Source organism: Micromonospora sp. NBC_01638 (assembly GCF_045209745.1).
GTDB lineage: Bacteria > Actinomycetota > Actinomycetes > Mycobacteriales > Micromonosporaceae > Micromonospora.
In genome coordinates this window covers 1,676,195-1,701,331 of sequence record NZ_CP109273.1, presented here as the reverse complement: position 1 = coordinate 1,701,331, position 25,137 = coordinate 1,676,195, and the positions used below count along the sequence as shown (strand labels likewise).

Below are 25,137 nucleotides of genomic sequence, written 5' to 3'. Positions count from 1 at the left end.
GGCGGTGCTAGCCCGGGGCCGCCCGTGGGCGAGCACTCAGGGGCGGCCCTCCTAGACAATCGGAGGGGGAGACATGCCCGAGGAGCGACCTGCACCGCAACCGCAACCCGTGCCGAAGCCCGCGCCCGCACCCGTCGAACGCCCGCCGGTCCCGTGGCCACCCGGAACCATCGGTCCGGTCCCGCCGCGCCCGGGGTTGCGGGTCAATCGCGTTCTCGACCGCCGTTGGATGGCCCGGTGAGCGGGTCTGCGCGGAAGGTGAAGTCGGGCGATGTCTTGCACCTGACCCGCGCCGCGAGTGTGCAGTTCCTCCGACCGATCTTCGTCCGCGTAATCCGGCTTCCCGACTGGGTGACTTATGACGGCTGGCTTTGGATTGAGGGCTACGAGCTAGGCCCGAAGGGTGTGGCGATCGTTCGGCGGTCACTCTTCGTCCAGATGGCGGGGCTGATATGGCAGGACAGTCCGGCGCCAGCCGCCCGGTCGACGACTCGCCGGCCGGTACGCCGTGGACCGGTGAGGGTCGGATGACCGCCCGCCCCCGGCCGCACTTGCCGATGCGCCCCGCGTGGCTGTGTCGCAACTGCGCCGCGCCTTGGCCCTGCGGTCCGGCTCAACTCGACCTTATTGCCGAGTTTTACGGTCACTCGATTGCTCTGGCGTTCTACCTGGCCTCGTCGATGCAAGAGGCCGTCGACGACATGTACGGCCTGGGCGGTCGCCCGGATCTCGCCGTGATGCATACCCGCTTTCTCGGGTGGCTGTCCCTGGCCCGCCGCTCGCGCCGGGCCGATCGCTATTGAGGAACGGGTTCCTGGTGGAGGTCCACCTCGCCTCGAGGGTGACTGCTGATCAGGTCAGCTCGGCCAGGCAGGACCACTGGGATGCCACCGGCCGGTAGCCCAGCCGGGCGTTGATCGCGAGCATCGCTGCGTTCTCCTCGTCGTTCGAGGTGTACGCGACGCGCACGCCGTCGGCGGCAGCCCGGTGCAGCGCCACCGACTTGGCCAGCCGGGCCAGCCCTCGACCCCGGTGCGCCGGGACGGTGCCGGTGTAGTCCGACCACATCCGGTCCCCGTCCCGCTTCACCAGGCTGAACGCTGCCAGCGCACCATCGATCTCGGCGGCGGTGCTGGCCGCCTTGTCCAGGCCGAGGTTGTCCCACACGTCGTACTGCCAGGTCTCGTAGCTGACCGCGTCGACCGGCACGTCGCCAGGTTCGTCTGCGGCCGAGGCCACGTCCGCCACGTACAGCAGGTGCGGGTCCAGATCGGCGATCGGGCGCAGCCGTACGCCCGGCGGCGGCGCGGGCAGCACAGGTGCCGGACTCAGGTCGAGCGCCGAGTACCGCAGCTCCCGGCTGGGCTCGAAGCCGTGCCGACGGGCGAACGGCAGCGCTTCCGGCTGTGCGAAGGCGCGGAGCCGGCGGATCCCCAGCGGGGCGAGGTGACCTGTCGCGGTCATCAGCAGCGCGGTGCCGATCCCGCGCCGCCGATGCTCCGGGTGCACGTGCAGCAGGCCGATGTCACCAAAGTCAGCCGTCGAGGTCGAACCGTTGCGTTGCGCCGTCACCCAACCGACGACCTGGGCGTCGACCTCGGCCACGAACGCGATCCAGCCCTCCTCGGGCGGCGGTTCGGCGATCATCTTCCGGGTCGACTCGACCCCGCGCACCAGGTACGGGTAGACCGTCGTCCGCAGGGCCACCACGGCCGGGGCGTCATCAGGCTGGGCCACGCGGATCCGCATGTCAGGCCCCCGTTCGCACGGCGGCAACGGCCTTGACCTCGACGGTGGCCGCGTAGTACGCGGCGACGTCGGGCAGGGCGGGGACGTGCAGCAACGCGACAGGATCCGGCATGCCGGCGAGGCTAACGACGATCGGGTCCCCGGGCGACGGATTAACGCCGCACACGAGCCCCTGGCAGCTGCAAAAGCAAGGAACAAAGCCCCTACGCGGTGCAAAGCAGACTAGCATCCCATATCGGAAGAAAAAGGAACAAATCACCGCGAGGATCATGGGGGAAACGTGAGAGCAGTACTCGTCAAACTCGTCGCAACTGGTGCCATGGCCGGTGCGTTCCTGGTGGGGGCGGGAGGCGCGGCGCTCGCCCAGCCGACCGAACCGACCCAGCCGGCGCCTCGAGTCAGCAACATCGACATCAACCCGGGCAACGTCCCCACGACCGCGGCCGCGTTCACCCAGAACTGCGACCCGAACCTCGGCGGTGGGCCGTTCCCGGACCAGGACGTGTGGGTGTTCAACCTGCCAGGCAACCCGGGGACCTCCGGTCAGTTCGTCACGGTCACTGGCACCTGGAGCATCCCGAACGACGGCACGGTGACCCGGACGATCCCCACCGACGGTGGGGCGATCGTCAACGACATGGGCACCAGCAAGGCGTGGATCCGGCTGCCCGCCGGCTGGACGCTTACCGACGCCACCGCGGTGATCACCGGTACGGCGGAGTTCTTCGTGCTGACCCACACCTGTGCCGCCAGCGGTCAGCCGACCACGCCGCCGCCGACCACGCCGCCGCCCACCACCCAGCCGCCCACCAGTGCGCCACCCACGGCCACACCGACGAAGAGCCAGCTGCCGATCACCGGCACGTCGGCGGGCAGCGGCCTGATCCCGATGGCCATCCTCGGCATCGGTGCGGTGGCGCTCGGTGCCACGCTGATCGCCGTGCGTCGCCGCCGGGACGCGGAGAGCTGATCGGCCAGCAGAGCACCCGGAACTGCTAGCGGGTCCCGGGGGCTCTCCTCGTCGAGGAGGGCCCCCGGCTACGCCGAGTCGCGCAGGATCAGCTCGGTGGGGAGCATGATCGCCTGTTCGATGGCTTCGCCGGCGGCCAGCCGGAGCAGCTGCCGGGTCATCCGCCGGCCGAGTTCCACGATCGGCTGTCGGACGGTGGTCAGCGGCGGCTCGGTGTACGCGGCGGTCTCGATGTCGTCGAAGCCGACCACCGCGACATCCCCCGGCACCCGCCGGCCGGCCTCGCGCAGCGTACGCAGGGCGGCGTGCGCCATCAGGTCGGAGGCGGCGAAGACGCCGTCCAGGTCGGGGTGTTCGGTGAGCAGCCGGTGCATCGCGGCCGACCCGGATTCTCGGGTGAAGTCGCCGACGGCGATCAGCTCGGGCAGCCCCGCGTCGGCGACCGCGCTGCGGTAACCGCTGAGCCGTTCGATTCCGGCGACCATGTCCTGTGGTCCGGCGATGGTGGCGATCCGTCGGCGACCGCTGTCGACCAGGTGTCGTACGGCTGCGGTCACTCCGGCCACGTGGTCGACGTCGACGTACGGCACGGGAACGTCGCCGAGCGGCCGGCCGCTGACCACCACCGGGATGCCGAGCCGGGTCAGCGTGCCGGGCAGCGGGTCGGCGCCGTGCAGCGAAGCGAAGAGCACCCCGTCGACGTGCCGGCCGGTGGTGTACCGCTCGACCCGGGCATGCCCGGCCGGCGAACCCGCGAGCATCAGCACCAACTGCTTGTCGGCCGCCTCCAACTCCTGGCTGACGCCACGGATGATGCCGGGAAAGACCTGGTCGTCGGAGAAGACCCGGGTGGCCGCCTCCGGCATGACCAGGGCGATCGAGTCGGTGCGCTGGGTGACCAGGCTGCGGGCGGCGAGGTTGGGCACGTACCCCAGCTCGGCGACCGCCCGGGTGACTGCCTCCCGGATCGGCTCGGCGACGGTGGTGGAGCCGTTGACCACACGGGACACGGTGGCCCGGGACACCCCGGCCCGTGCCGCCACCGCTTCGAGCGTCGGCCGCTGCGCCGTCGTCATCGCGCCTCCCCCCCCGCTCGTCACAGCCCGTTCCGGGAGATCACCTCCTGGTACCACCGGGCGCTGGCCTTCGGTGTGCGCCGCTGGGTCAGGTAGTCGACGTGCACGATCCCGAACCGCTTGCGGTAACCCTCCGCCCACTCGAAGTTGTCCAGGAATGACCATACGAGATAGCCGCGCAGGTCCACGCCCCGGGAGATCGCCTCGTGTGCGGCGCGCAGGTGCCCGTCGAGGTAGGCGATCCGGTCGGTGTCGATCACCTCTCCCGGCCCGTTGACCGAGTCGGCGCCCGGCTTGTCGGGGAATGCCGCCCCGTTCTCGGTGATCAGCAGCGGCACCCCGGGGTAGTCGGTGGCGATCCGCTCCAGCAGCCGGGTCAGCCCGGCCGGCTCGATCATCCAGCCCATGTCGGTGAGTGGCCCGGTCGGCGGCAGGAAGTGCACGGCACCCTCGGTGCCCGGGTACGCGTCGTTGCCTTCGCCGTCGGGTCGGCCGGCGACGTAGGTGGGTGCGTAGTAGTTGATCCCGAGCAGGTCGATCGGGGCGGCGATCAGCTTCTCGTCGCCGTCCCGGATGAACGTCGGCTCGACGATGCGTGCCACCTGCTCGCGGACGTCGTCCGGGTAGCCACCGGCCAGCAGCGGGTCGAGGAAGATCCGGTTGTGCAGGCCGTCGACCAGGCGGACCGCAACGGCGTCGGCCGCGCTCTGCGGGTCGGCCGGGCGCACGTCGGCCGGGTTGATGGTGATGCCCACGCTGTGCGCGCCGGCCGCCCGCAACGCCCGCGCCGCCAGGCCGTGCCCCAGCAGCAGATGGTGTACGGCGGTGAAGGCCGCTGCCGGATCCTGCTCGCCCGGGGCGTGCAACCCGTTTCCGTAACCGAGGTAGGCCGAGCACCACGGCTCGTTGAGCGTGGTCCACACGTCCACCCGGTCGCCGAGGCGGGCGTACACCGCCGTGGCGTAGGTGGCGAAGTGTTCGGCGGTGTCGCGGTTGGTCCAGCCGCCACGGTCGCCCAGGGCCTGGGGCAGGTCCCAGTGGTAGAGGGTGACGATCGGGTCGATGCCCCGAGCCAGCAGTGTGTCGGTGAGCCGGTCGTAGAAGTCCAGCCCCCGTGGGTTGGCCGGGCCGGTGCCGTCCGGTTGGATCCGCGGCCAGGCGACCGAGAACCGGTACGCCCGCAGCCCCAACTCGGCCATCAGCTCCACGTCGTCCGCGTACCGGTGGTAGTGGTCGCAGGCGACGTCGCCGGTGTGGCCCTGGTACACCTTGCCCGGCGTACGGCTGAAGGTGTCCCAGATGGACGGACCGCGACCGTCGTCGCGGGCCGCACCCTCGATCTGGTACGCGGCGGTGGCCGCCCCCCAGAGGAAATGCTCGGGAAAACGGATCTCATTCACGCCTTGACCGCACCTTCCATGATCCCGCCGATGATCTGCCGGCCGAACAACACGAAGACCAGTAGCAGGGGCAGCGTCGCGATGGCTGTCCCGGTGAACACCTGCGACATGTCCTGGTAATACCCGTCCGATAGTGCCCGCAGGGAGAGCTGCACGGTTGGATTCGCCGGATCGTTCAGCACAGCGTACGGCCACAGGAAGTCGTTCCAGGTGGTCATGAACGTGAGCAGACCGAGCACTGCGGCGGCCGGGCGCAACGCGGGCACCACCACGTGCCACCAGATCCGGGCGGTGCCGCAGCCGTCCATCCGGGCGGCCTCGATCAGTTCGTCGCTGATGGCTTGTCCGGCGTACTGCCGCATCATGAACACCCCGAACCCGGTGACCAGCACCGGGACGATCACCGCGGGTAGCCGGTCGTTCCATTGCAGCCGGGTCATGAGCAGGTAGAGCGGGATCACGCCGAGCTGGGTCGGCACCATCATGGTCGCGATGATCACCAGCAGTAGCGCGTTGCGGCCGCGGAACCGCAGCTTCGCGAAGGCGAACCCGGCCAGGCTGGAGAAGAACACCACGGAGACGGTCACCGTGGTGGCCACGATCACCGAGTTGATCAGGCCGTTCAGGAAGTACGCGTCGGCGTTGTCGAACAGCCGGGAGATGTTCGCGCCCAGGTTGCCGCCGGGGGTGATCGGGGGCGGCAGTTGGCCCATCGCGTCGTTGGTGCGGCTGGCGACGACGACCATCCACCAGATCGGGAAGATCGACAGGCCGGCGGCGAACACCAGGGCCAGGTAGGTGAGCGGGCTGGCCCGCCAGAGCCGGCTCATCGGTTGACTCCCTTCCGGGTGCCCGGGCTCCGTCGGCCGCCCAGTCGGCGCAGGAGCAGCACGTTGACCGCTGCGACGACCGCGATGAGTGCGAAGAGCAGCCAGGCCACCGCCGAGCCGTACCCGAAGTTGTAATGCGGCGCGAAGGCGTTCTCGAACATGTACATGGTCAGGGTCTGCGACTCGCGCAGCGGCCCGCCCCGGATCGGGTTGGTGCCGGAGTGGAACATCCGAGGCTCGGTGAAGAGCTGCAACCCGCCGATGGTGGCGATGATGGTGCAGAAGATGATCGTCGGTTTGAGCAGCGGCACGGTGATCGACCAGAACTGCCGCGCCCGGTTGGCGCCGTCGATCGCCGCGGCCTCGTACAGGTCGCGGGGGATGGCCTGCATCGCGGCCAGGAGGATCAGCGCGTTGTAGCCGGTCCACCGCCAGTCGACCATGGCGGAGATGGCCCCCCAGGAGGCGACCCGGTTGGATTTCCACTCGATCGCGTCCATCCCGACCAGGTCGATCAGCCAGTTGATCATGCCGAACTCGCGGCCGAAGAGCACCCCGAAGACGATCGCCACGGCGGCGGTGGAGGTGACGTTCGGGACGAGCACGGCCATCCGCCAGCCGGTACGGCCCCGCAGCCCCCGGTTGAGCAGGTTGGCCAGCCACAGCGCGGCGAGCAGCTGCGGGACGGTCGAGATGACAAAGATCCCCAGTGTGTTGACCAGCGCGTGCCAGAAGTCGACGTCGGCCAGCAGTTGGGTGTAGTTCTCCGCCCCGACGAACGGGTGGTCGGTGCCGAGCAGGTCCCAGTCGTGCAGCGACACCCAGAAGGTGTACGCCAGCGGGTAGGCCCCGAAGACCGTGAAGAGCAGGAAGAACGGGGCGACGTAGAGGTACGGCGAGAGCCGGTTGTCAAGCCGGCTGAACCGACCCGCAAATCGGCGGTACCCACCGCCTACCGGCGGACGCGCGTCAAGCTGAACGGTCATGCCCAGAAACTCCTTTCCCCCTCCCCCTCCCCTCCCACCCCCGCGCCGATCTAGGGCATATCGCGGCCAGTCGATCTCTGATCACGACGATTCGCCCTAGATCGGCGCGGGGGGTGGGGAAGGGGCTACTTGGCGGCGGCCTTTTTCGCGTTGGTTACCGCGTCGGTCCAGCCCTGGGTGGGGTTGCGTTGGCCCAGTTCCACCGTTCTTACGGCGTTCTCCACCTCGGTGCGGACGGCCTGGTTCTTGGGGCCCATGTAGACCGGCTTGAGGCTCTTCGCGCCGGTGCCGAAGATCGTCCCGACCGGCGCCCCCGAGAAGTACGCGTTGGCCGCGCCGGTGATCGCCGGGTCGTCGAGCGCCTGCGGCGAAGAGGGCAGCGGACCCTTGGCCTTGAATGCGCCGATCTGGCCCTTGGCGCTGGTCAAAAACTTGGCCAGCTTGATCGCCTCGGCCTGGTGCTTGCTCTGCTTCGGCACGGCGAGGTGCGAGCCGCCCCAGTTGCCGCCGTTGCCGGGCACCTGGGCGATGTCCCACTTGCCCTGGGCGGCCGGGCCCGCGTTCGCCTCGATGACCCCGGTCATCCAGGCGGGGCAGGCGATGGTGGCGAACTTCGACTGCTTGAAGGCGGACACCCACTCCTCGGACCAGGAGCCGTACTTTCCGGAGAGGCCCGAGTCGACGATGTCCATGGTGGTGTCCCAGGCCTGCCGTACGGCCGGGTTGCTGTCGACGACGAGGTTGCCGTTGGTGTCGTAGTAGCTGTAGCCGGTGGTGTTGCCGGCGGTCTGCAGCAGGATCGTGTTGAACGTGTTGGTGGCCGCGTCGAGGAAGGACGCCCCGGTCTTGGCCGCGACGAACCGCTCCCCGGTGGCGATGTAGTCCTGCCAGGTCGGCCAGAGCTTCGAGACCGCGTCCCGCTCGGTGGGCAGGCCGGCCTTGGCGAAGAGGTCCTTGCGATAGCACATGGCGATGCCGCCGACGTCGGTGCCGAGGCCGATGAGCTGCTTGCCGTCGGCGGTCAGGCCGGCGTTCCACTTCCACTCGAGGAAGTTGCCCTTGAGGTCGGCGGCGCCGTGGTCCAGCAGGTTGACGAAGTTGCCGGGGTTGGCCTTGTACTCGACCAGGAGGCCCTCCTCGATGGCCACGACGTCACCGGCGCCCCGGCCGGCGGCGAGCCACTGGGTCAGCTTCGGCGAGTACTCGTCGAGGTTGGTGCCTGTGCCGCGCTCGACGATCTTCACGTTCGGATTCGCGGTCATGTACTCCTGGTAAACCTGCTCGTAGCCGAACTGGCCGAAGACGTCGACGGTCAGGGTGACCTTCCCGTCACCACCCTGCTCGTCGCCACCGCCGCAGCCAGCGGTGACGAGCAGGGCGGTGACGGCGGTGAGGGCCACCGCGGCGAGGCGGCGGCGCGGGAAGACAGCCATGGGAATCGACCTCTCTCAAGGCGGGCGGGTGGTGGCAGTAGCTCAGAGAGCGCTCTCACGACAGGGTGGTGGGTACTTCGAGCGGTGTCAAGAGAGCGCTCTCTCGAACCTGCCGACGCTGCCAGGACGCGAACGAGGGGCGCCACCCGGGTGGGATGGCGCCCCTCGTCGTGCAGAGCCCGGTCAGCGGGTGCGTAGACCATCCAACAGGGTGCGATCGCCCGCGACGTTCAGCGTCTCGAAGCTCACGCGACCCCAGAGCGCCAACAGCAGGTCGCTCGCGGTGCCGCTGACCTTCGCCCGAGCGTGGTGATCGTCGTGGTCGAAGATGGTCGCGGTGTCGAGCAGCGCCACCCCCTCGCCACGCAGCCGCAGATACCACTCCTGCGCCGCGTCGGTCGCGGAGAGCTGCACCACCCCGTGCCAGTCGCCCGGCACCCGCCGCCGGCCCGCGGGCAGCCAGGTGTCCAGCACCTCGCTCACCCCGTCGGCCGCGAGCTTCGCCTCCACCGGGTCACCGGCCGCAATGGCGAGCTGGGCGTCCCAGCGGTGCACAGCCGTCTCGTGCGCCATCCGACGCGGCCAGAAGCTCGCCTTCTTCGGCTGCGGAGCCCAGTTCCACGCCGGCGCCTCCGGGTCGAGCCCGTCGAAGAGGGTCATCAGCTGGTCGTACCCCTGCTGCCACAGCTGGAGCGGGCTCACGCCCCGGTCCGCCTCGACCCGGTCCGGGCGGGTCGGCTTGGTGGTGAGGCCGGAGCCGGCGAACGACGAAACCCAGTGGTAGACGCCAGCGAGGTGCAGTGTGAGGTCGTTGACCGTCCAGCCCGGACAGGACAGCACCGGTGTCTCCGGCGGCGCCTCAGCCACCGCCGCCGCGAAGGCCGGACCCTCCGCCCGGAGCGCCCCGATCCAAAAATCCTTGCTGCCCTGCAGTCTGCTCATCGCCATCCTCCCGGGTGCCGGGCGACCAGTGGGTGCCACGGCTGTTACTCAGCCTAAGGTGAAGGGCGTGCCAGACGCCTCCGCCCAGCCGACAACCGACGCCGATCGTGCCATCCCTGGTCCACTGGCCAGCTACACCACTCTGCGAATGGGCGGGCCGGCCGAGCGGATCGTGGCCGCCGGCAGCGCCGACGAGATCGTCCGAGCCGTCCGGTCCGCGGACGAGCCGGTCCTGATCCTGGCCGGTGGCAGCAACGTGGTGATCGGCGATTCCGGCTTCCCCGGCACCGTCGTGCTGGTGCGCTCCCGTGGCCTGCGGGTCGTCGCCGAGAACGGCGCGTCGGTCACCGTACGGGTCGACGCGGGCGAGCCGTGGGACGACCTGGTCGCCGCCACGGTCGCGAACGGCTGGGCCGGGCTGGAGTGCCTCTCCGGCATCCCCGGCTCGACCGGCGCCACCCCGATCCAGAACGTCGGCGCGTACGGCCAGGAGGTCGCCGAGACGATCACCGGCGTCGAGGTGTACGACCGGGTCGAGGACACCCGACAGGTGATCCCCGCCGCCGACTGCGGGTTCGCCTACCGGGGCAGCATCTTCAAGTACGCGGACCGCTGGGTGGTGCTCTCCGTCGACTTCCGGCTCACCCGGTCCCCGCTCTCCGGGCCGGTGCGCTACGCGGAGCTGGCCAGGGCGCTCGGTGTCGAGGTTGGCGACCAGGTGCCGCTGGCGGAAGCCCGAGCGGCGGTGTTGCGGCTACGTGCGGGCAAGGGCATGGTGCTCGACGCCACCGACCCGGACACTCGCTCGGTCGGCTCCTTCTTCACCAACCCGGTGCTCGACCGGGCGACGTACGAGCTGTTCCTGGAGCGCGCCGCCGAGCTGGGCGACCCGCCCGCCTGGCCCGGGGCCGACGGCATGGTCAAGGTGAGCGCGGCCTGGCTGATCGACAGGGCCGGCTTCACCAAGGGCCACCCCGGCGAGGGCGGAGTCACCATCTCCGGCAAGCACACCCTGGCCCTCACCAACCACAGCGGCACAGCCCACACCGCCGCCCTGCTGACCCTGGCCCGCGACATCCGTGACACGGTGCACGCCCGCTTCGGCGTGACCCTCCACCCCGAACCCGTCCTCATCAACTGCGCCCTCTAACCCACCGACGCCCGACCCCAATTTCGGCGATCTTGCACTTTCTGCCGGGACATACCCGCCCTGAAGCCGCAGATCGAGGACCGAAAGTGCAAGATCGGCGGGGTTGGGGTTGGGGGGGTCAGGGGAGGGGCCAGGGGAGGGTCAGCTCGCCTTGGCGCCAGCGGGGCGGGCCGTTGAGGATGGGCCAACCGGTCTCGCGCAGACGGGTCACCGCTCTCAGCCAGCGTTGGCGGGGGCCGAAGGTGGCGTAGGGAGCGGCGGCCTGCCAGGCGTCGTCCAGTGCACGGATCAGATCGTGCACCGGCTCGCCGGGGACGTTGCGGTGGATCAGGGCCTTGGGCAGTCGCTCCGCCAACTCGGCAGGGCTGCCCAGCGTGGTGAGCTTCGCGGCCAGGGTCAGCGTCCGGGGGCCGTCGGCGTCGATCAGCAGCCAGGTGGCGAGCCGCCCCAACTCATCGCACGTGCCCTCGACGAGCACCCCACCCGGGGCGAGCGCGGTGATCATCGTCCGCCAGGCGTCGGGCACCTCGCTCTCGTCGTACTGCCGCAGCACATTGAACGCGCGGACCAGCACCGGCCGGAGCCCGGCCAACTCGAACCCGCCACGGGCGAACGTCAGGCCAGGCGGGTCGGCGGCCGGTGCCGCGGCGGCCACACGGGCCGGGTCGATTTCCAACCCGACCAGCCGTACGTCGGGACGAACCCCCGCTGCCAGCCGAGCGCGCAGTTCCACCGCGGTCACCGGGGTGGCGCCGTAGCCGAGGTCGACCACCAACGGGTCGGCCGCCGCCAACAGCCGGTCGGCGCAGGTGGCGACGATCCAGTTGTCCACCCGACGGAGCCGGTTCGGGTTGGTCGTGCCCCGGGTGACCGCGCCGAGCGGCCGATGCCGCGCCGCACCGCTCATGCCGCCCTCCCGTCGACGACCTCAGTGCCGACCTCTGTTCGCGACTGCGGGGCTCGCAAACCCGGCTCACTCCTCGCGAGCCGGCCGGGTCGCAGCACCGTCCAGGCCAGGTCGCTTCACTGCCTGACCCGGTGCACCTTGTGCTGGGCTGCCTGCGCCCTCGGCCGAACCACCAGCCGGTCGACGTTGACGTGTTCGGGGCGGGTGGCGCACCAGGCGATGCAGTCGGCGACGTCCTCGGCGACCAACGGATCCGGCACCCCGGCGTAGACGGCGGCGGCCCGTTCCGCGTCACCCTCGAAGCGGACCAGCCCGAACTCGTCGGTCTTCACCATGCCCGGGTCGATCTCGATCACCCGCAGCGGTCGGCCGCACAGCTCCAAGCGGAGTGTGCCGGCGATGGCGGTCTGTGCGTGCTTCGCCGCGGTATAGCCGCCCCCGCCCTCGTACACGGCCAGGCCGGCGGTGGAGGAGACCACCACGATGGTGCCGGAGCCGGACGCCTCCAGCGCCGGCAGCAGCGCCTGGGTGACCCGCAGCGTGCCGAGCACGTTGACGTCGTACATCCACTGCCAGTCGGCGACCGAGCCGGACTCCACCGGGTCCAGCCCACGCGCTCCGCCAGCGTTGTTGACCAGCAGGGTGACCGGTCCGGGTGCCTGGGCGGCGGCCTCGGCCAGCCCGGCCACCGACTCGTCCGAGGTGATGTCGCAGGTCACCGCGGTGGCCTGCCCGCCAGCGGCGGTGATCTCGGCAACCAGGTCGGCGAGCCGTTCGGCGCGGCGGGCGGCGGCGAGCACGTGGAAGCCCTCGGCGGCGAGTCGGCGGGCGGTGGCCGCGCCGATCCCGCTGGACGCTCCGGTGACGATGGCGACAGAGGTCATCCCGACATTGTCACCCGGGCCGCACGACCCGTCCCGACCCGGGCGCGGGGGGCCATTGACGGGCATGCGGTGATGAGGTCCGTCACCCCGCGGGGCCGCGCCGGGGAATTTCCAGAGCCCGATGGGGAAGATGACATCCGGCGTACGGGTTGACCGAGAAGCGCCGGTCGTGCGAGACGGCATTAACCGTGACAAAGGAGCGGACGTGGCGGAAATGCACACCGGTGTCGGGCGTCAGCGAGGTGCCCAACCGTGGCCCCGGCCTCGCCGCATCGCCACCCTGTCGGTGCACACCTCCCCCCTGCACCAGCCCGGCACGGGCGACGCCGGCGGAATGAATGTCTACATCCTCGAGGTCGCCCGGCGACTCGCAGAGGCCAACGTCGAAGTGGAGATCTTCACCCGGGCCACCTCCGGTGATCTGCCCCCGGTGGTCGAGATGGCACCCGGCGTGCAGGTCCGGCACATCACCTCCGGCCCCTTGGAGGGCCTCACCAAGGAGGAGTTGCCTGGCCAGCTCTGCGCCTTCACCGCCGGGGTGCTGCGGGTCGAGGCGTCCCGCCCGCCCGGGCACTACGACCTGATCCACTCCCACTACTGGCTCTCCGGCCAGGTCGGCTGGCTGGCCAAGGAGCGTTGGGGGGTGCCGCTGGTGCACACCGCGCACACCCTGGCGAAGGTCAAGAACGCCCAGCTCGCGGCCGGCGATCGGCCAGAGCCCAAGGCCCGGGTGATCGGCGAGGAACAGGTGGTCGCCGAGGCGGACCGGCTGGTCGCCAACACCCGGGTCGAGGCCACCGACCTCCTTGATCGGTACGACGCCGACCCGACCCGGGTTTCCGTCGTGCAGCCTGGCGTCGACCTGGACCGGTTCCGGCCCGCGCCGGGCGACCGGTCCGCGGCTGCCCGCGAGGCTCGCCGCAGGCTGGGGCTGCCGACCGACGGGTACGTCGTCGCCTTCGTCGGTCGGATCCAGCCGCTCAAGGCCCCCGACGTGCTGATCCGTGCGGTCGCCGCCTTGCGGGAGCGTGACCCGGCGCTGGCCGATCAGGTGACCGTGGTGATCTGCGGCGGACCCAGTGGCAGTGGGCTGGACCGGCCGACCGCGCTGATCGAGCTGGCCGCCAAGCTCGGGGTCACCGACGGGGTGCGGTTCCTGCCGCCGCTCACCGGTGACGACCTGCCAGCCCTGTACCGGGCGGCCGATCTGGTCGCGGTGCCGTCGCACAACGAATCGTTCGGGTTGGTAGCCCTGGAGGCACAGGCCTGCGGTACGCCGGTGCTGGCCGCCGCCGTCGGAGGTCTGGTCACCGCCGTTCGGGATCAGGTGAGCGGCGTACTGATCGACGGGCACGACCCGGTCGACTGGGCCCGTGCGCTGGGCCGCCTGCTGCCGGACCAGGCCCTCCGGGCGGTGCTGGCCCGTGGCGCCGAGCAGCACGCACGGCACTTTTCCTGGGACCGTACGGTCGCCGGTCTGCTCGGCGTCTACGGCGAGGCGATCGCCGCGCACCGCGCCCGGCTCGCGGCGGACCTGGTGGCCAACCCGGCGCTCTCCTGCTCCTGGTGACCCGGGGCGCCGGTCGTCAACCGTGCGTTGGCCGGGTCGGTCGTAGAGTGGGTCCGGTGAGCCCGAAGAGCGATCTTGCGACCCTGATCGAGTCGGTCTGTGCCGAGCGTGACCTGGTCTGGGAGTCGACCGGCCCCGGCTCGTACGCGGTGACCCTGCCGGGCACCCACAAGCTCAAGACGGTCTGCAACCTGATCGTCGGCGAGCACGCGCTGCGGATCGAGGCGTTCGTGATGCGTCAGCCGGACGAGCGCCGTGAGGAGCTGTGGGCCTGGCTGTTGCAGCGCAACGCCCGGATGTACGGGGTCTCCTTCTCCACCGACGCCGTTGGCGACGTGTACCTGACCGGGCGGGTCAATCCGGCCGGCGTGGACGCCGACGAGTTGGACCGGCTGTTCGGTGCCGTGCTCACGTACGCCGACGAGTCGTTCGACACGATGCTGGAGATCGGCTTCGGCAGCTCGATCCGGCGCGAGTACGAGTGGCGGGTCAAGCGCGGCGAGTCGACCGCCAACCTGGCCGCGTTCGCCCATCTCTTCGAGCCCTCCGGCTCCGGCTCCGACCCGGCCTGACCACTCGCCTCGCGCCTCGCGCAAAATCGCGTTCAGACAGGAATTACCAGGAAGTAGTGGCCTCACCGACGCGCCAATGCCACTCGATCCTGGATCCAACACCCCGCTCATGGCGAACTGACGGTGGTTCGGAGTGCTCCTGGCGGGTATGCCGCACCCGCGCGGTGCGGCAAGGGACCCCCGCGCGCCGAGGACGGAGTGTCAAGGAGCGGAGCGTCCCAATGGCTCAGCGGAACAGCTCAGGTCGCGGCGCGACTGCGACCAAAACCAAGCGACAGTCCGGCAACCAGACGCCGGGCACCTCTGGAATCTCCGAGTCGGAGATCTCCCGGATGCGGGTGGACGACATCCGCGGGCAGCTACGCGAACGCGGGGTCTCCGGGATCTCCGCGCTGCGTAAACCCGACCTGGTGAAACAGTTGGTGCGTTCGATGCGGGCCGGCGCGGGTCGGAGCAGCACCGGCCCGGGGGGTCGTGCCGCTGCCACCAAGAAGTCGGCGGCCAAGGCGGCGCCGAGCCGCGCGAAGGCCGCGCCGGCGAACAAGAGCGCACCCGCGAAGCGGGCCGCCGCGAAGAAGACGACCGCCGTGCGTAAGACAACGGCGGCGAAGAAGACAACGGCGGCGAAGAAGACAACGGCGGCGAAGAAGACAACGGCGCGGCCGGCGGCGAAGCGCGCGATACCTGCCAAGCGCGCTGCGGCGAAGCGGGCGGCACCTGCCGAGCGCACCACGGCGAAGCGCACGGCGCCGCAGTCGGCCGGAGGGAGCACGGCGGCCGGTGGGATCCGGACCGGACCGGGTAGCGGTCGGTCGGTCAGGAGCTCCCAGGTGATCTCGTCGATCATGGACCGGCCGGAGCGACCGGGACGGAGCCTGATCACCACGAATCATGAGGTGATCCAGCGCTGGGCCCGGGAGCGCGGGGCGAAGCCGGCGACCATCGCTGGCACCGAGCGGGACGGCCGGGCGGGTGTGTTGACCTTCAACATCCCCGGATACCGGGAAAGTAGCCGGATCCGTGAGATCACCTGGGATGAGTGGTTCTACACCTTTGACCTGCGCCGGCTGAACCTGATTTATCAGGAGCAGATGCGCGACGGCCGGCAGAGCAACTTCTTCCGCACCGAGTCACCCGATCGAAATGACGGTTGAGAGGTGTTTGCGGGAATGGCTGACGGGTACGCCGTTGTTGTCAAAGATCAAGGCCCGAGCAGCGGATCCTCGCCAGTTGTGACCGGCGAGACAGCGTTCCAGGTTGAATCCAGAATCCGGGCGAACTAACTTTATTGCACCGCGCCACGCTTGGGAACGTTCGGGGGAGCGGCGGATCGATCAGATCCGCGCACCAGGCGAGACGCGAGGAAACGGGTGGATAACCGTTGGGGGACGGTGCCCACCTGTTTGGACCGGCGGCGTGAGCGGGCGATGCTTACGGGGGTGAGTGTTGCCCGCCGCCGCCGGCCCCACCGGCGGGCGCCCACCACGACCTCAGGGACGTGGTGGGCGCTTTGCGTCACCTGCCGTTTACGCGGTCGGCACGCGATCTGTGGCTGTCGTCGGCTCCCGGCTGGCGACCCGGCGCAGCGCGGCGACGTGCCGCTCGCGGGGTGGCCCGGCGAGCAGATGCCCGAGCGCGGCCAGCAGGCCAAGCCCAGCCACGATCAACCAGTGCCGGTCGCCGAGGTGCTGCAGGCTCACCCCGCCGAGGGTGGGAGCGACGAACGCGGCGGCCGGGAACGTCAGGTAGAAGACCGACTGGTACCGCGCCCGTAGTTGCGGCGGTGCCAGGTCGGCGTTGATCTGCGCGTTCGGCGGGGCGGCGAGCATCGAGCCGACCGTCCAGATCACCGCGGCACCCAGGTAGATGGCCAGCTCGTCGGCGACGGCGAGCACCCCGAAGCCGAGCGCCAGCAGCGCGGTGGAGGTGGCCAGCACGACGTCCTTGCGGTGCCGATCGATCAGCCGGGGCACGAACAGTTGCCCGACCACGATCAGCGCGCCGCCGAGCGCCACCACCACCCCGTACGCCGATGGACCCAGGCCGTCCGCGCGCATGGCCAGCGGCATGATCGTCGACGTCTGCATGGTGAGCACGGCCAGCAGGAAGGTGAGCCCGACGAAGACCAGGAAGGTACGGTCGGTGAGCGCGGTGTGCAGTCCTGGTCGGCGGGGCCGGACGGACCGCGGCGCCGGGCGGGTGGCCTGCGGAGGTTCGGCCGTTGTCGTGGCCAGCCGCAGGGTCTCCGGCACCTTCCAACCGATCACGGCGGCGGCGGTCAGGGTTGCCCCGGCGTCCACCAGGAAAAGCGCGGTGAAGCTCGCCTCGGCCAGCACCCCGGCGAGCAGTGAGGCGACCGCCATTCCCAGGTTGAACGCCCAGAACTGGAGGTTGAACGCGCGCGAGCGGCGTTGCGCGGGCACCACGTCGACGATTGCCGCGACGAACGCTGGACCCGGCATCGAGTGGACCACGCCGACCAGCGCGGAGAGCACCGCGATCAGGAGCAGTGGCCGGCTGAAGGCGAGTGCCACCATCAGGACGGCCGTGGCGAGGTGCGCGGCGAGCAGGGTTGCCCGGCGGCCCCACCGGTCGGCAAGCACCCCGCCGAGCAGCGTTCCGGCCGCCCCGCCGGCCCCGTACGCGCCGACGACCGTGCCGGCCAGCCCAACGCTTGCTTCCCGCTCGTCGGTGAGGTAGAGCGAGAGGAACAGCATGGCGAACGCGCCGGCCCGGTTGATCAGCAGGCCGGCCCAGAGGTACCAGAAGGTGGCGGGGAGCCCGCCCGCGGTGTCGTGCCACCAGCGCCGCAGGGCGTACACCCGACCTCCCGACAGTTCAGTTTATTAACTGTTGCACAGTAGAAACTCGGGCCGCGCCGCGCCAGTCGTCAGACGACTGCCTCGGCGGGCTGTGACCCTCGGTTGGCGGTGACCGGTGCAAGCGCTTCGCCGGAGCGGCGCAAGGCGGTGGCGCGGCGCTCCCGGGCCGGCCCGGACACCAGATGGGCCACCGCGGTCAGGGCGCCGAGTGCGGCGCACCCATACCAGAGCGTGTCGTTGCCGGCGTGCTCGCGCACCAGGCCGCCGAGGATCGGCGCGCTGGCCCCGGCGATCTGCCACGAGAGGGAGAACACGCCCTGGTAGCGACCGCGTAGCTCGGCTGGGGAGAGCTCCGCGATAAGCGTGGCGTTGGAGGGCGAGTTCAGCATCTCGCCGATCGTCCAGATCAGCACGGTCAGCCCGTAGAACCAGGCGGTGCCGGCGAACGCGGTCAGCCCGAACCCGACGCCCATCACCACGGACGCCAGCGCGAGCACGTGTGAGCGGCTCCGGCCCCGGATCAGTCGGGGCACGAAGAGTTGGCCGACCACGATGAGGACGCCGTTGAGCGCGATCACCGTGCCGTAGGTGGCCGGGCTCAGGCCGTCGTCGCCCATGGCGATCGGCAGCATCGAGATGTGCTGGAGGAAGACCAGCGCGGCGAACAGGTTGAGTGCCACGAAGCCGAGGTAGACGCGGTCGGTGAGGATCGTGCGCAGGGCGCCGCGCGGGGCCTTCGCCGCGGCAGCGGTGGCAGGGTCGGTCTGCCGGGTCTCCGGCACGCGGCTGAAGATGATCAGCGCGGTGATCAGCATGGTGGCGGCATCGACCACGAACAGCAGCAGGTAGTCGGCCTGCGCGGCGAGGCCGGCGAGGACGGCGGCGCAGGCGAAGCCCAGGTTGATCGCCCAGTAGTTGAGCGAGAAGGCACGCAGTCGGTCCTTCGCCGGCACCACGTCGATCATCATTGCCCCGAACGCGGGCCGGGCCGCCTCGGCGAACATGCCGAGCAGCAGGGCGCCCAGCGCCACCGCCCAGAGGTCCCGGGCCAGCCCGAGCGCGAGCATCATGGCGGCCGCGCCGATGTGCGCGGTGAGCAACGTCGGTCGTCGGCCCCACCGGTCCGCGAGGGTGCCGCCGGCGGTGGTGCCGAACGCGCCACCGACGCCCCAGAGGCCGATCACCAGGCCGGCCTGAGAGGCCGAGAAGCCACGTTCCTGGGTCAGGTAGATGGCGAGGAAGATGAGGACGAACGAGCCGAGCCGGTTGATCAGGGTGCCGCACCACAGATACCAGAAGGTGGTCGGAAGGCCGCCGGTGGTGTCCCGGAACCAATTCCGCATCGACCGCATATGGCGCCCCGCTTGTAAGTAATGACCGATGTGACTGTCGCGCCTTACGACCCTAGTGGCGGGCGGATCCGTCGGTCACCCGCATTTTCACGTGGTGGTCGTCACGACGGCTGCCCGCGTGTCCACCGGGCGATTGAGGCAGGATGATCCGCATGACTGCGAGCGAAGGGCCCACCGTCGGGACGCTGGTCCTGCTGCGGCACGGTGAGAGCGACTGGAATGCCAAGAACCTCTTCACCGGCTGGGTGGACGTCGACCTGACCGAGAAGGGCGAGGACGAGGCGCGGCGCGGCGGCGAGCTGCTGCGCGAGCACAGCCTGCTGCCGGACGTCGTGCACACCAGCGTGATGCGCCGTGCGATCCGCACCGCCGAGCTGGCGCTCAACGCCGCCGACCGGCACTGGATCGCGGTGCGCCGGTCGTGGCGGCTCAACGAGCGGCACTACGGCGCCCTGCAGGGCAAGGACAAGAAGCAGACCCTGGATGAGTACGGCGAGGAGCAGTTCATGCTCTGGCGCCGGTCGTACGACACGCCACCGCCGCCGATCGACGACAACGACGAGTGGTCGCAGGTCGGTGACCCGCGCTACGCGCTGCTGCCGGCCGAGCTGATGCCGCGTACCGAATGCCTCAAGGACGTCGTCGACCGGATGCTGCCCTACTGGTACGACTCGATCGTGCCGGACATCCTGGCCGGCCGGACGGTGCTGGTGGCCGCGCACGGCAACTCCCTGCGCGCCCTGGTCAAGCACCTCGACCAGATCTCCGACGAGGCGATCGCCAAGCTGAACATCCCGACGGGCATCCCGCTGCGCTACGATCTCGACCCGCAGTTGCGTCCGCTCACTCTGGGCGGCACCTACCTCGACCCGACCGCCGCGAAGGCAGCCGCCGCGGCGGTGGCCAACCAGGGTCGCTGATCAGCACGGAAGGGGCGCCTCGTCATCGCGGCAAAGCGATGACGAGGCGCCCCTTCTCAATCGGGGTCAGTTGCTGGTGGGCGTGCTGTGGCCGGTGATCAGGTAGACCACGTGCTCGCCGACGTTGACCGCGTGGTCGGCGAAGCGCTCGTAGAAGCGACCCAGCAGGGTGGCGTCGATCGCGGTCTCCACCCCGTACGGCCAGTCGTCGCCGAGCAGCACCGCGAACAGGTTCTTGTGCAGCTCGTCCATGGCATCGTCGTCGTGGTCCAGCTCGCTGGCGAGGTCGGCGTCGGGCTTCGCCAGCACCGAACCGATCTTCACGGCCATCCGGTCGGCGATCTCGGACATCTCGGTGAAGACCTTCCGCAGCTCGGCCGGAACGGCTGGGGAGGGGTGCCGGCGCAACGCGGTCTTCGCCACGTGCTCGGCGAGGTCGCCCATCCGCTCCAGATCAGCGGCCACGTGCAGCGCGGTGATCATCGCCCGGAGGTCGGAGGCAACCGGTGCCTGTCGGGCGAGCAGGTCACAGACCCGCTCCTCGACGTGCCGGTAGAGGTCGTCGATCTCGGCGTCCCGCTCGATGACCGTCTCGGCGGACTGCCGGTCGGCGGTGAGCAGGGCCCGGGTGGCCTGGCGCAAGGCGGCGCGGACGCCCTCCGCCATGTCCACCAGCAGTTGGCTGACGATCTGGAGGTCGGCCCGGAACTCGTCGCGCATCATCACGTCCTGTGGTCGGTCGCCGCCGACGGGTGCCGGCGCAGGGGGTTGAGCAGGTGCGACGCCAAGGGTAGGGGGCAATGACGGACCTCGGATGAACCACGGTGAACGACGCCAGACGCAGGGGTGAACAATTTCGGAAGTGAGGGGGTTTCGTCCCGGTCTGGATGGTAGCCAGGTTAACAATGACCCTACGATCGCCGGGTGGAGTGGGCAGTGGCGGCCGTCGTGGCCGTGGTGTTGGTGGCCGGGGTCGCCGCCGGTTTCCTGCTGCCCCGGTTCCTGCCGGCGCGGGAGGATCGCTCCACGTCGACGGGGAGCGCGAGCTCCCGCTGGAGCAGGGGGAGGCCCGCGATAGCCGACGAGCAGCAGGCCGGGCTCGGCCGCCGGACGATCGACTCGCTCCGGGCCGGTGTCGTGGTCCTGAACGACGACGACGTGCCCGTTCTGATCAATCCGGCCGCCCGCGCGATGGGGCTTCTGCGCACCGGCAGCACCCCCGGCTCGATCGCCGCGCACCCCTTGATCCGTACCCTTGCCGGCCAGGTGCGACGCACCGGGGTGCGGCGCGAAATCGAGCTGGACCTGCCCCGAGGCCGCGACAGCGCCGGGGAGAACCCGCTCGGCGTGCACCTGCGGGCGATGGGCCTCGGCAACGGTGTCGTCGCGGTCGAGGCGGTCGACGTGACCGAGGCGCACCGGCTGACCCGCGTGCGACGCGACTTCGTGGCCAACGTGAGCCACGAACTCAAAACGCCGATCGGGGCGCTGCAACTGCTCGCCGAGGCGTTGCTGGACGCGACCGAGCCGGCCGACGCCGCAGCGCCTGACCTCTCCGAGGACCTGGTGGCCGCCCGCCGGTTCGCCGAACGGATCCAGCACGAGTCGACCCGGCTGGGCCGGCTGGTGCAGGAGTTGCTGGAGCTGACCCGGTTGCAGGGTGCCGAACCGCAGCCGCCACCGGAGCCGGTCTCGCTGGACTGGGTGATCGCCGAGGTGGTCGACCGGACCCGCACCACGGCCTCCGCCCGGAGTGTCGAGGTGATCGTGGACGGGGAGCGTGGTCTCACCGCGTACGGCAGCGACTCGCAGCTCGCCACAGCGGTGGCGAACCTGGTGGAGAACGCCATCAACTACTCGGGCGAGGACACCGCGGTGCGGGTCACCCTCCGCGGCGACGACGAGCACGTCGAGATCGCCGTCGCGGACCAGGGCATCGGCATCGCCCCCACCGACGTGAACCGGATCTTCGAACGGTTCTACCGGGCCGACCAGGCCCGCTCGCGTGCCACCGGCGGCACCGGGCTCGGCCTGGCGATCGTGAAACACATCGCGAGCAACCATGGCGGACGGGTCGAGGTATCGAGCACTCTTGGTGGCGGATCGACGTTCACCCTCCGGCTGCCCGCCAGCCCACCGGAAGACCTGCTGGCGACACTACCGCCGGTTGGGATCGAGTCCGGTCCGACTGGGCTACGGCAGGTCTGACAGCAATGGAAAGGAAATCCCCGTTGAGCCGCGTTCTGGTGGTCGAGGACGAGGAGTCGTTCTCCGACGCCTTGTCGTACATGCTCCGCAAGGAGGGCTTCGAGGTTTCGGTCGCCGCGACCGGCACCGACGCCCTCACCGAGTTCGACCGAACCGGCGCCGACATCGTGCTGCTCGACCTGATGTTGCCCGAGATGTCGGGGACCGAGGTCTGCCGGCAGCTGCGGCAGCGCTCCGCCGTGCCGATCATCATGGTCACCGCCCGGGACAGCGAGATCGACAAGGTGGTCGGGCTGGAGATCGGCGCCGACGACTACGTCACCAAGCCGTACTCGCCTCGGGAGCTGGTCGCCCGGATCCGCGCGGTGCTGCGCCGGCAGAGCCCGGAGGTGGCTGACGCGGGCGCTCCGACGCTGGCCGCCGGGCCGGTGCGGATGGACATCGAGCGGCACGTGGTGACCGTCGACGGCGGGGCCGTGCAGCTGCCGCTGAAGGAATTCGAGCTGCTGGAACTGCTGCTGCGCAACGCGGGCCGGGTGCTCACCCGTGGCCAGCTCATCGACCGGGTCTGGGGCGCCGACTACGTCGGTGACACCAAGACGTTGGACGTGCACGTCAAGCGGCTGCGCTCCAAGATCGAACCAGAGCCGTCCGCGCCGCGCTTCATCGTCACCGTCCGGGGCCTGGGCTACAAGTTCGAGCCGTGATCGGCGTACCCGAAGGGGGCCCTGCGCTCGACGCAGGCCCCTTCGGGCCGTCCGCGCTCGCTCAGCGGACAACCTTGATGTTTGAAGTTGGCGGTGTCGAGCCGGCAGCTCGGGACGCCGGCAACGAGCCGCGCGACCAGTTGGTCGGGATGTTTGACGCGCTGGCCGGCTGTGGCGCTCAGCTCAGAACAGCTTGCGTAACGCTGCGGCGATTTCGGCAACTTCCGTTAGCCGGCTCTCTGCCACGCCGATGACCAGGTCGTACGCGTTGTCCTGATCGGTCTTGTCGAGCTGCGTGATGGTGATGGCGCGGTTCTGCAACAGGAAGGTGATGGCCACGATCCAGCCGATCCGCTTGTTGCCGTCCAGGAACGGGTGGTTGTTGACCAGTGAATGCAGCAGCGCGGCCGCCTTGGTCCACAGGTCAGGGTAGGCGTCCTCCCCGAACACGCTCGTCTGCGGCCGAGCCACGGCCGACTCCGCGAGGCCGGCGTCCCTGATTCCGACGCCGAGCTTGCGGGCGATGCCCGCGACGTCAGCGAGCGTGGGATAACGGATCTCCGTCATCACTCCGCCAGGCGAGCGAGCAGCGTGGCGTGGCGTTCGATGATCTCGTCCGCGAGGTCGCCGAACTCCTTCGCGTTTCGCCGTGCCAGGTAGTCGTCGATCGCGGTGACGACGACGGCGTGCATCGACCGCGCTTCCTCGTCCGCGACGAGACGGAGTTGCCGTTCCCGGTCATCGTCAAGTCGGAGCGTCATGGCCATACCGCAAATGGTAGCAAGCTTGCTACCAAGATCAGCTAAAGTTTGTCGGCGGGGTGGGGGGCGACCATGCCCTGCTTCGTCCTGGCCGCGCACAGCTCGGCCAGCCGTTCGTACGCGGCAGCGCCGATCAGCGCGGTCAGCTCCGGGGAGTACGACAGGTACATCGGCTCGGCGCCCACGTGCGCGTCCGTCGAGGAGGTGCACCACCAGTCCAGGTCGTGCCCGCCGGCTCCCCAACCCCGCCGGTCGAACTCGGACAGGGTGGAGACCAGCACCTTGGAGTTGTCCGGTCGATTGACCCAGTCCTGATCTCGGCGGATCGGCAGCTGCCAACAGACGTCCGGCTTGTATTCCAACGGGTGCACCCCGTCGCGCAACGCCTGGGCGTGCAGAGCGCAGCCGCCCCCGCCGACGAAGTCGGCGTCGTTGAGGAACACGCACGGACCCTCGCTGCCCTGGGTGGCGGTGCGGCGGGCCGGGTTCTTGCCGTCGATGGTGTCCTCGTCGGTCCAGTTCTTGAACCCGCGCCGGAAATGCTGCCAGGTCGACGGGGTGAGCCGCTTGACGGCCTTGCGGACCCGCTTCTCGTCGTCCGAGTCGGTGAAGAACGCCCCGTGCGAGCAGCAACCGTCGGCGGCCCGGCCGGCGATGATGCCGTGGCAGCCCTTGCCGAAGATGCAGGTCCAGCGGGAGAGCAGCCAGGTCAGGTCGGCCCGGATAAGGTGCGTCTCGTCGGCCGGGTCGGTGAACTCGATCCACTCCCGGGGGAAGTCCAGTGGCACCTCGCGGCTGCGCGGGTCGCCCGGGTCGTCCACCAGCACACGGAGCTCCATCGTCACTCGGCCCAGCGTACGCGCGGTGCCGTCCGTGGGCCGCCGAGCCGCGCAAACGTGTTGCACCTAAGGTCTTCACCATGCGAATGGGTGTCCTCGATGTTGGGTCCAACACGGTGCACCTCCTCGTGGTGGACGCGCACCACGGCGCGCACCCGTGGCCGGCGCACTCCGAGAAGGTGGTGCTCCGGCTGGCCGAGCAGATCGGCCCGGATGGCGCGTTGACCGAGGCGGGCGCGGACGGCCTGGTCAAGGCCGTGGGCATGGCCAAGGCGGCGGCCACCGGGCTGAAGGTCGACGACCTGATCGCGTTCGCCACCTCCGCGGTTCGCGAAGCCACCAACGCGGCCGAGGTGCTGGCCCGGGTCCGTGACGAGACCGGCGTACGCCTGGCGGTGCTCTCCGGGGCGGACGAGGCGCGGATGACGTTCCTGGCGGTACGGCGTTGGTCCGGTTGGTCGGCGGGGCGGCTGCTGGTGCTGGACATCGGCGGCGGCTCGCTGGAGATCGCCGCCGGCATCGACGAGGACCCGGACGTCGCGGTCTCACTGCCGCTCGGGGCCGGCCGGCTGACCCGGGAGTGGCTGCGGGTCGAGTCGGGCAGCGCGGTCCCGCCGTCGGCGGAGACCATCGACAAGCTCCGGGAGTATGTGGACGGCCGGCTGGACAAGGTCGTCGATCAGGTGACCGAGGTGGGTTGGGACCGGGCGGTGGCCACCTCGAAGACGTTCCGCACCCTGGCCCGACTGGCCGGGGCGGCACCGTCCGGTGCCGGGCTCTGGGTGCGGCGCAGGCTGACCCGCGCCGGGTTGCGGCAGGTCATCGGCTTCATCCGGCACATCCCACCGGCCCAGTTGATGGAGTTGGAGGGGGTCAACGCCGGTCGGGCCCACCAGTTGTTGGCCGGTGCCGTGGTCGCCGAGGCGGTGATGCGCCGCCTGGATCTGGACTCGCTGGACATCTGCCCGTGGGCGCTGCGGGAGGGGGTCATTCTCCGCCGGCTGGATCACCTCGAACCGATCTGACCGGGCGGCCGGTTTCGGCCGCTTTGCCGGCTCT

26 protein-coding genes are annotated in these 25,137 nt (G+C 70.2%); 11 read left to right on the top strand and 15 right to left on the bottom strand.

The features are described 5' to 3' along the window. Window positions 1-258: 258 nt before the first annotated feature. The gene (locus tag OG811_RS08005; RefSeq protein ID WP_406075592.1) at window positions 259-531 is read left to right on the top strand and encodes a hypothetical protein; all 273 of its coding nucleotides are present in this window, start codon (window positions 259-261) and stop codon (window positions 529-531) included. Beyond that, the gene (locus OG811_RS08000) at window positions 528-803 is read left to right on the top strand and encodes a hypothetical protein (RefSeq protein WP_406073020.1); all 276 of its coding nucleotides are present in this window, start codon (window positions 528-530) and stop codon (window positions 801-803) included. The genes OG811_RS08005 and OG811_RS08000 overlap by 4 nt, the downstream gene beginning before the upstream one ends. A 49-nt stretch (window positions 804-852) precedes the next feature. Here OG811_RS08000 and OG811_RS07995 read toward each other — a convergent pair whose 3' ends face one another. Continuing rightward, window positions 853-1,749, bottom strand: coding sequence for a GNAT family N-acetyltransferase (locus OG811_RS07995; RefSeq protein ID WP_406073019.1), 897 nt, complete (start codon window positions 1,747-1,749; stop codon window positions 853-855). 280 nt (window positions 1,750-2,029) lie between these two features. Between OG811_RS07995 and OG811_RS07990 the strand changes: the two genes are divergently transcribed. Further along, a complete protein-coding gene (locus OG811_RS07990; RefSeq protein WP_406073018.1) occupies window positions 2,030-2,719 on the top strand; it encodes an LPXTG cell wall anchor domain-containing protein in 690 nt (229 codons plus the stop codon). A 68-nt stretch (window positions 2,720-2,787) separates the two neighbouring features. Here OG811_RS07990 and OG811_RS07985 read toward each other — a convergent pair whose 3' ends face one another. From OG811_RS07985 to OG811_RS07960, 6 genes are all read right to left on the bottom strand, one after another. Then, window positions 2,788-3,795, bottom strand: a complete 1,008-nt coding sequence (locus OG811_RS07985) for a LacI family DNA-binding transcriptional regulator (protein WP_406073017.1) — start codon at window positions 3,793-3,795, stop codon at window positions 2,788-2,790. Window positions 3,796-3,815: 20 nt separating this feature from the next. Next, window positions 3,816-5,195, bottom strand: a complete 1,380-nt coding sequence (locus OG811_RS07980; protein WP_406073016.1) for a GH1 family beta-glucosidase — start codon at window positions 5,193-5,195, stop codon at window positions 3,816-3,818. Beyond that, window positions 5,192-6,025, bottom strand: a complete 834-nt coding sequence (locus tag OG811_RS07975) for a carbohydrate ABC transporter permease (protein ID WP_406073015.1) — start codon at window positions 6,023-6,025, stop codon at window positions 5,192-5,194. The genes OG811_RS07980 and OG811_RS07975 overlap by 4 nt, the downstream gene beginning before the upstream one ends. Next, window positions 6,022-7,011, bottom strand: a complete 990-nt coding sequence (locus OG811_RS07970; RefSeq protein WP_406073014.1) for a carbohydrate ABC transporter permease — start codon at window positions 7,009-7,011, stop codon at window positions 6,022-6,024. The genes OG811_RS07975 and OG811_RS07970 overlap by 4 nt, the downstream gene beginning before the upstream one ends. Before the next feature lie 125 nt (window positions 7,012-7,136). Next, complete coding sequence (locus OG811_RS07965) at window positions 7,137-8,444, bottom strand: ABC transporter substrate-binding protein (protein WP_406073013.1); 1,308 nt, start codon at window positions 8,442-8,444, stop codon at window positions 7,137-7,139. Window positions 8,445-8,627: 183 nt separating this feature from the next. Further along, window positions 8,628-9,386 carry a maleylpyruvate isomerase family mycothiol-dependent enzyme gene (locus OG811_RS07960; protein WP_406073012.1) on the bottom strand — a complete coding sequence of 253 codons (759 nt, stop codon included), beginning with the start codon at window positions 9,384-9,386 and terminating at the stop codon, window positions 8,628-8,630. A gap of 112 nt (window positions 9,387-9,498) precedes the next feature. Between OG811_RS07960 and OG811_RS07955 the strand changes: the two genes are divergently transcribed. Then, window positions 9,499-10,536 (top strand): UDP-N-acetylmuramate dehydrogenase, encoded by a 1,038-nt coding sequence (locus OG811_RS07955; protein WP_406075590.1) that lies wholly within the window; start codon window positions 9,499-9,501, stop codon window positions 10,534-10,536. 118 nt (window positions 10,537-10,654) lie between these two features. Here OG811_RS07955 and OG811_RS07950 read toward each other — a convergent pair whose 3' ends face one another. Both OG811_RS07950 and OG811_RS07945 read right to left on the bottom strand, forming a co-directional pair. Further along, window positions 10,655-11,443, bottom strand: a complete 789-nt coding sequence (locus OG811_RS07950) for a class I SAM-dependent methyltransferase (RefSeq protein WP_406073011.1) — start codon at window positions 11,441-11,443, stop codon at window positions 10,655-10,657. A gap of 116 nt (window positions 11,444-11,559) precedes the next feature. Continuing rightward, entirely contained in the window at window positions 11,560-12,327 is a 768-nt protein-coding gene (locus OG811_RS07945; RefSeq protein WP_406073010.1) for an SDR family oxidoreductase, read from the bottom strand. Window positions 12,328-12,532: 205 nt separating this feature from the next. Here OG811_RS07945 and mshA point away from each other — a divergent pair, with 205 nt between their 5' ends. From mshA to OG811_RS07930, 3 genes are all read left to right on the top strand, one after another. Then, on the top strand, window positions 12,533-13,897 hold the full coding sequence (mshA, locus tag OG811_RS07940) for a D-inositol-3-phosphate glycosyltransferase (RefSeq protein WP_406073009.1): 1,365 nt from the start codon (window positions 12,533-12,535) through the stop codon (window positions 13,895-13,897). 56 nt (window positions 13,898-13,953) lie between these two features. Then, window positions 13,954-14,469 carry a YbjN domain-containing protein gene (locus OG811_RS07935; protein WP_406073008.1) on the top strand — a complete coding sequence of 172 codons (516 nt, stop codon included), beginning with the start codon at window positions 13,954-13,956 and terminating at the stop codon, window positions 14,467-14,469. Window positions 14,470-14,801: 332 nt separating this feature from the next. After that, window positions 14,802-15,623 (top strand): hypothetical protein, encoded by an 822-nt coding sequence (locus OG811_RS07930; RefSeq protein ID WP_406075588.1) that lies wholly within the window; start codon window positions 14,802-14,804, stop codon window positions 15,621-15,623. Between the two features lie 372 nt (window positions 15,624-15,995). Here OG811_RS07930 and OG811_RS07925 read toward each other — a convergent pair whose 3' ends face one another. Together OG811_RS07925 and OG811_RS07920 are read right to left on the bottom strand one after the other, a co-directional pair. Then, window positions 15,996-17,291: an MFS transporter gene (locus tag OG811_RS07925; protein WP_406073007.1), complete on the bottom strand. Its 1,296-nt coding sequence runs from the start codon at window positions 17,289-17,291 to the stop codon at window positions 15,996-15,998. Between the two features lie 68 nt (window positions 17,292-17,359). After that, window positions 17,360-18,643, bottom strand: a complete 1,284-nt coding sequence (locus OG811_RS07920; RefSeq protein WP_406073006.1) for an MDR family MFS transporter — start codon at window positions 18,641-18,643, stop codon at window positions 17,360-17,362. Between the two features lie 152 nt (window positions 18,644-18,795). Between OG811_RS07920 and OG811_RS07915 the strand changes: the two genes are divergently transcribed. Next, on the top strand, window positions 18,796-19,563 hold the full coding sequence (locus tag OG811_RS07915; RefSeq protein WP_406073005.1) for a phosphoglyceromutase: 768 nt from the start codon (window positions 18,796-18,798) through the stop codon (window positions 19,561-19,563). 66 nt (window positions 19,564-19,629) lie between these two features. Here the strand turns inward: OG811_RS07915 and phoU are convergent, their stop codons facing one another. Further along, complete coding sequence (phoU, locus tag OG811_RS07910) at window positions 19,630-20,283, bottom strand: phosphate signaling complex protein PhoU (RefSeq protein ID WP_406073004.1); 654 nt, start codon at window positions 20,281-20,283, stop codon at window positions 19,630-19,632. 204 nt (window positions 20,284-20,487) lie between these two features. On the opposite strand from phoU, the gene OG811_RS07905 reads away from it, so the two are divergent. Beyond that, window positions 20,488-21,771, top strand: a complete 1,284-nt coding sequence (locus tag OG811_RS07905; protein WP_406073003.1) for a sensor histidine kinase — start codon at window positions 20,488-20,490, stop codon at window positions 21,769-21,771. 23 nt (window positions 21,772-21,794) lie between these two features. Further along, the gene (locus OG811_RS07900) at window positions 21,795-22,478 is read left to right on the top strand and encodes a response regulator transcription factor (protein ID WP_151489907.1); all 684 of its coding nucleotides are present in this window, start codon (window positions 21,795-21,797) and stop codon (window positions 22,476-22,478) included. 183 nt (window positions 22,479-22,661) lie between these two features. On the opposite strand, the gene OG811_RS07895 is transcribed toward OG811_RS07900, so the two are convergent. Genes OG811_RS07895 through OG811_RS07885 form a run of 3 tightly spaced genes read right to left on the bottom strand, consistent with a single transcriptional unit; the run spans window position 22,662 to window position 24,078 of the window. Next, on the bottom strand, window positions 22,662-23,045 hold the full coding sequence (locus OG811_RS07895; RefSeq protein WP_406075587.1) for a type II toxin-antitoxin system death-on-curing family toxin: 384 nt from the start codon (window positions 23,043-23,045) through the stop codon (window positions 22,662-22,664). After that, window positions 23,045-23,239 carry a hypothetical protein gene (locus tag OG811_RS07890; protein ID WP_406073002.1) on the bottom strand — a complete coding sequence of 65 codons (195 nt, stop codon included), beginning with the start codon at window positions 23,237-23,239 and terminating at the stop codon, window positions 23,045-23,047. Before OG811_RS07890 ends, OG811_RS07895 begins: the two co-directional genes overlap by 1 nt. 41 nt (window positions 23,240-23,280) lie before the next feature. Continuing rightward, window positions 23,281-24,078 carry a hypothetical protein gene (locus OG811_RS07885; protein ID WP_406075585.1) on the bottom strand — a complete coding sequence of 266 codons (798 nt, stop codon included), beginning with the start codon at window positions 24,076-24,078 and terminating at the stop codon, window positions 23,281-23,283. An 80-nt stretch (window positions 24,079-24,158) separates the two neighbouring features. On the opposite strand from OG811_RS07885, the gene OG811_RS07880 reads away from it, so the two are divergent. Then, a complete protein-coding gene (locus OG811_RS07880) occupies window positions 24,159-25,103 on the top strand; it encodes a Ppx/GppA phosphatase family protein (protein WP_406073001.1) in 945 nt (314 codons plus the stop codon). The last annotated feature ends 34 nt before the right edge of the window (window positions 25,104-25,137 follow it).

Coding starts and splice junctions, on each gene's coding strand:
- OG811_RS07895 (WP_406075587.1), bottom strand. CDS start 23,045: ATGACGGAGATCCGTTATCCCACGCTCGCTGACGTCGCGGGCATCGCC.
- OG811_RS07885 (WP_406075585.1), bottom strand. CDS start 24,078: ATGGAGCTCCGTGTGCTGGTGGACGACCCGGGCGACCCGCGCAGCCGC.
- OG811_RS08000 (WP_406073020.1), top strand. CDS start 528: ATGACCGCCCGCCCCCGGCCGCACTTGCCGATGCGCCCCGCGTGGCTG.
- OG811_RS07880 (WP_406073001.1), top strand. CDS start 24,159: ATGCGAATGGGTGTCCTCGATGTTGGGTCCAACACGGTGCACCTCCTC.
- OG811_RS07890 (WP_406073002.1), bottom strand. CDS start 23,239: ATGACGCTCCGACTTGACGATGACCGGGAACGGCAACTCCGTCTCGTC.
- OG811_RS07995 (WP_406073019.1), bottom strand. CDS start 1,749: ATGCGGATCCGCGTGGCCCAGCCTGATGACGCCCCGGCCGTGGTGGCC.
- OG811_RS07950 (WP_406073011.1), bottom strand. CDS start 11,443: ATGAGCGGTGCGGCGCGGCATCGGCCGCTCGGCGCGGTCACCCGGGGC.
- OG811_RS07920 (WP_406073006.1), bottom strand. CDS start 18,643: ATGCGGTCGATGCGGAATTGGTTCCGGGACACCACCGGCGGCCTTCCG.
- OG811_RS07975 (WP_406073015.1), bottom strand. CDS start 6,025: ATGAGCCGGCTCTGGCGGGCCAGCCCGCTCACCTACCTGGCCCTGGTG.
- OG811_RS07985 (WP_406073017.1), bottom strand. CDS start 3,795: ATGACGACGGCGCAGCGGCCGACGCTCGAAGCGGTGGCGGCACGGGCC.
- OG811_RS07945 (WP_406073010.1), bottom strand. CDS start 12,327: ATGACCTCTGTCGCCATCGTCACCGGAGCGTCCAGCGGGATCGGCGCG.
- OG811_RS07915 (WP_406073005.1), top strand. CDS start 18,796: ATGACTGCGAGCGAAGGGCCCACCGTCGGGACGCTGGTCCTGCTGCGG.
- OG811_RS07960 (WP_406073012.1), bottom strand. CDS start 9,386: ATGAGCAGACTGCAGGGCAGCAAGGATTTTTGGATCGGGGCGCTCCGG.
- OG811_RS07970 (WP_406073014.1), bottom strand. CDS start 7,011: ATGACCGTTCAGCTTGACGCGCGTCCGCCGGTAGGCGGTGGGTACCGC.
- OG811_RS07965 (WP_406073013.1), bottom strand. CDS start 8,444: ATGGCTGTCTTCCCGCGCCGCCGCCTCGCCGCGGTGGCCCTCACCGCC.
- phoU (WP_406073004.1), bottom strand. CDS start 20,283: ATGCGCGACGAGTTCCGGGCCGACCTCCAGATCGTCAGCCAACTGCTG.
- OG811_RS07930 (WP_406075588.1), top strand. CDS start 14,802: ATGCGGGTGGACGACATCCGCGGGCAGCTACGCGAACGCGGGGTCTCC.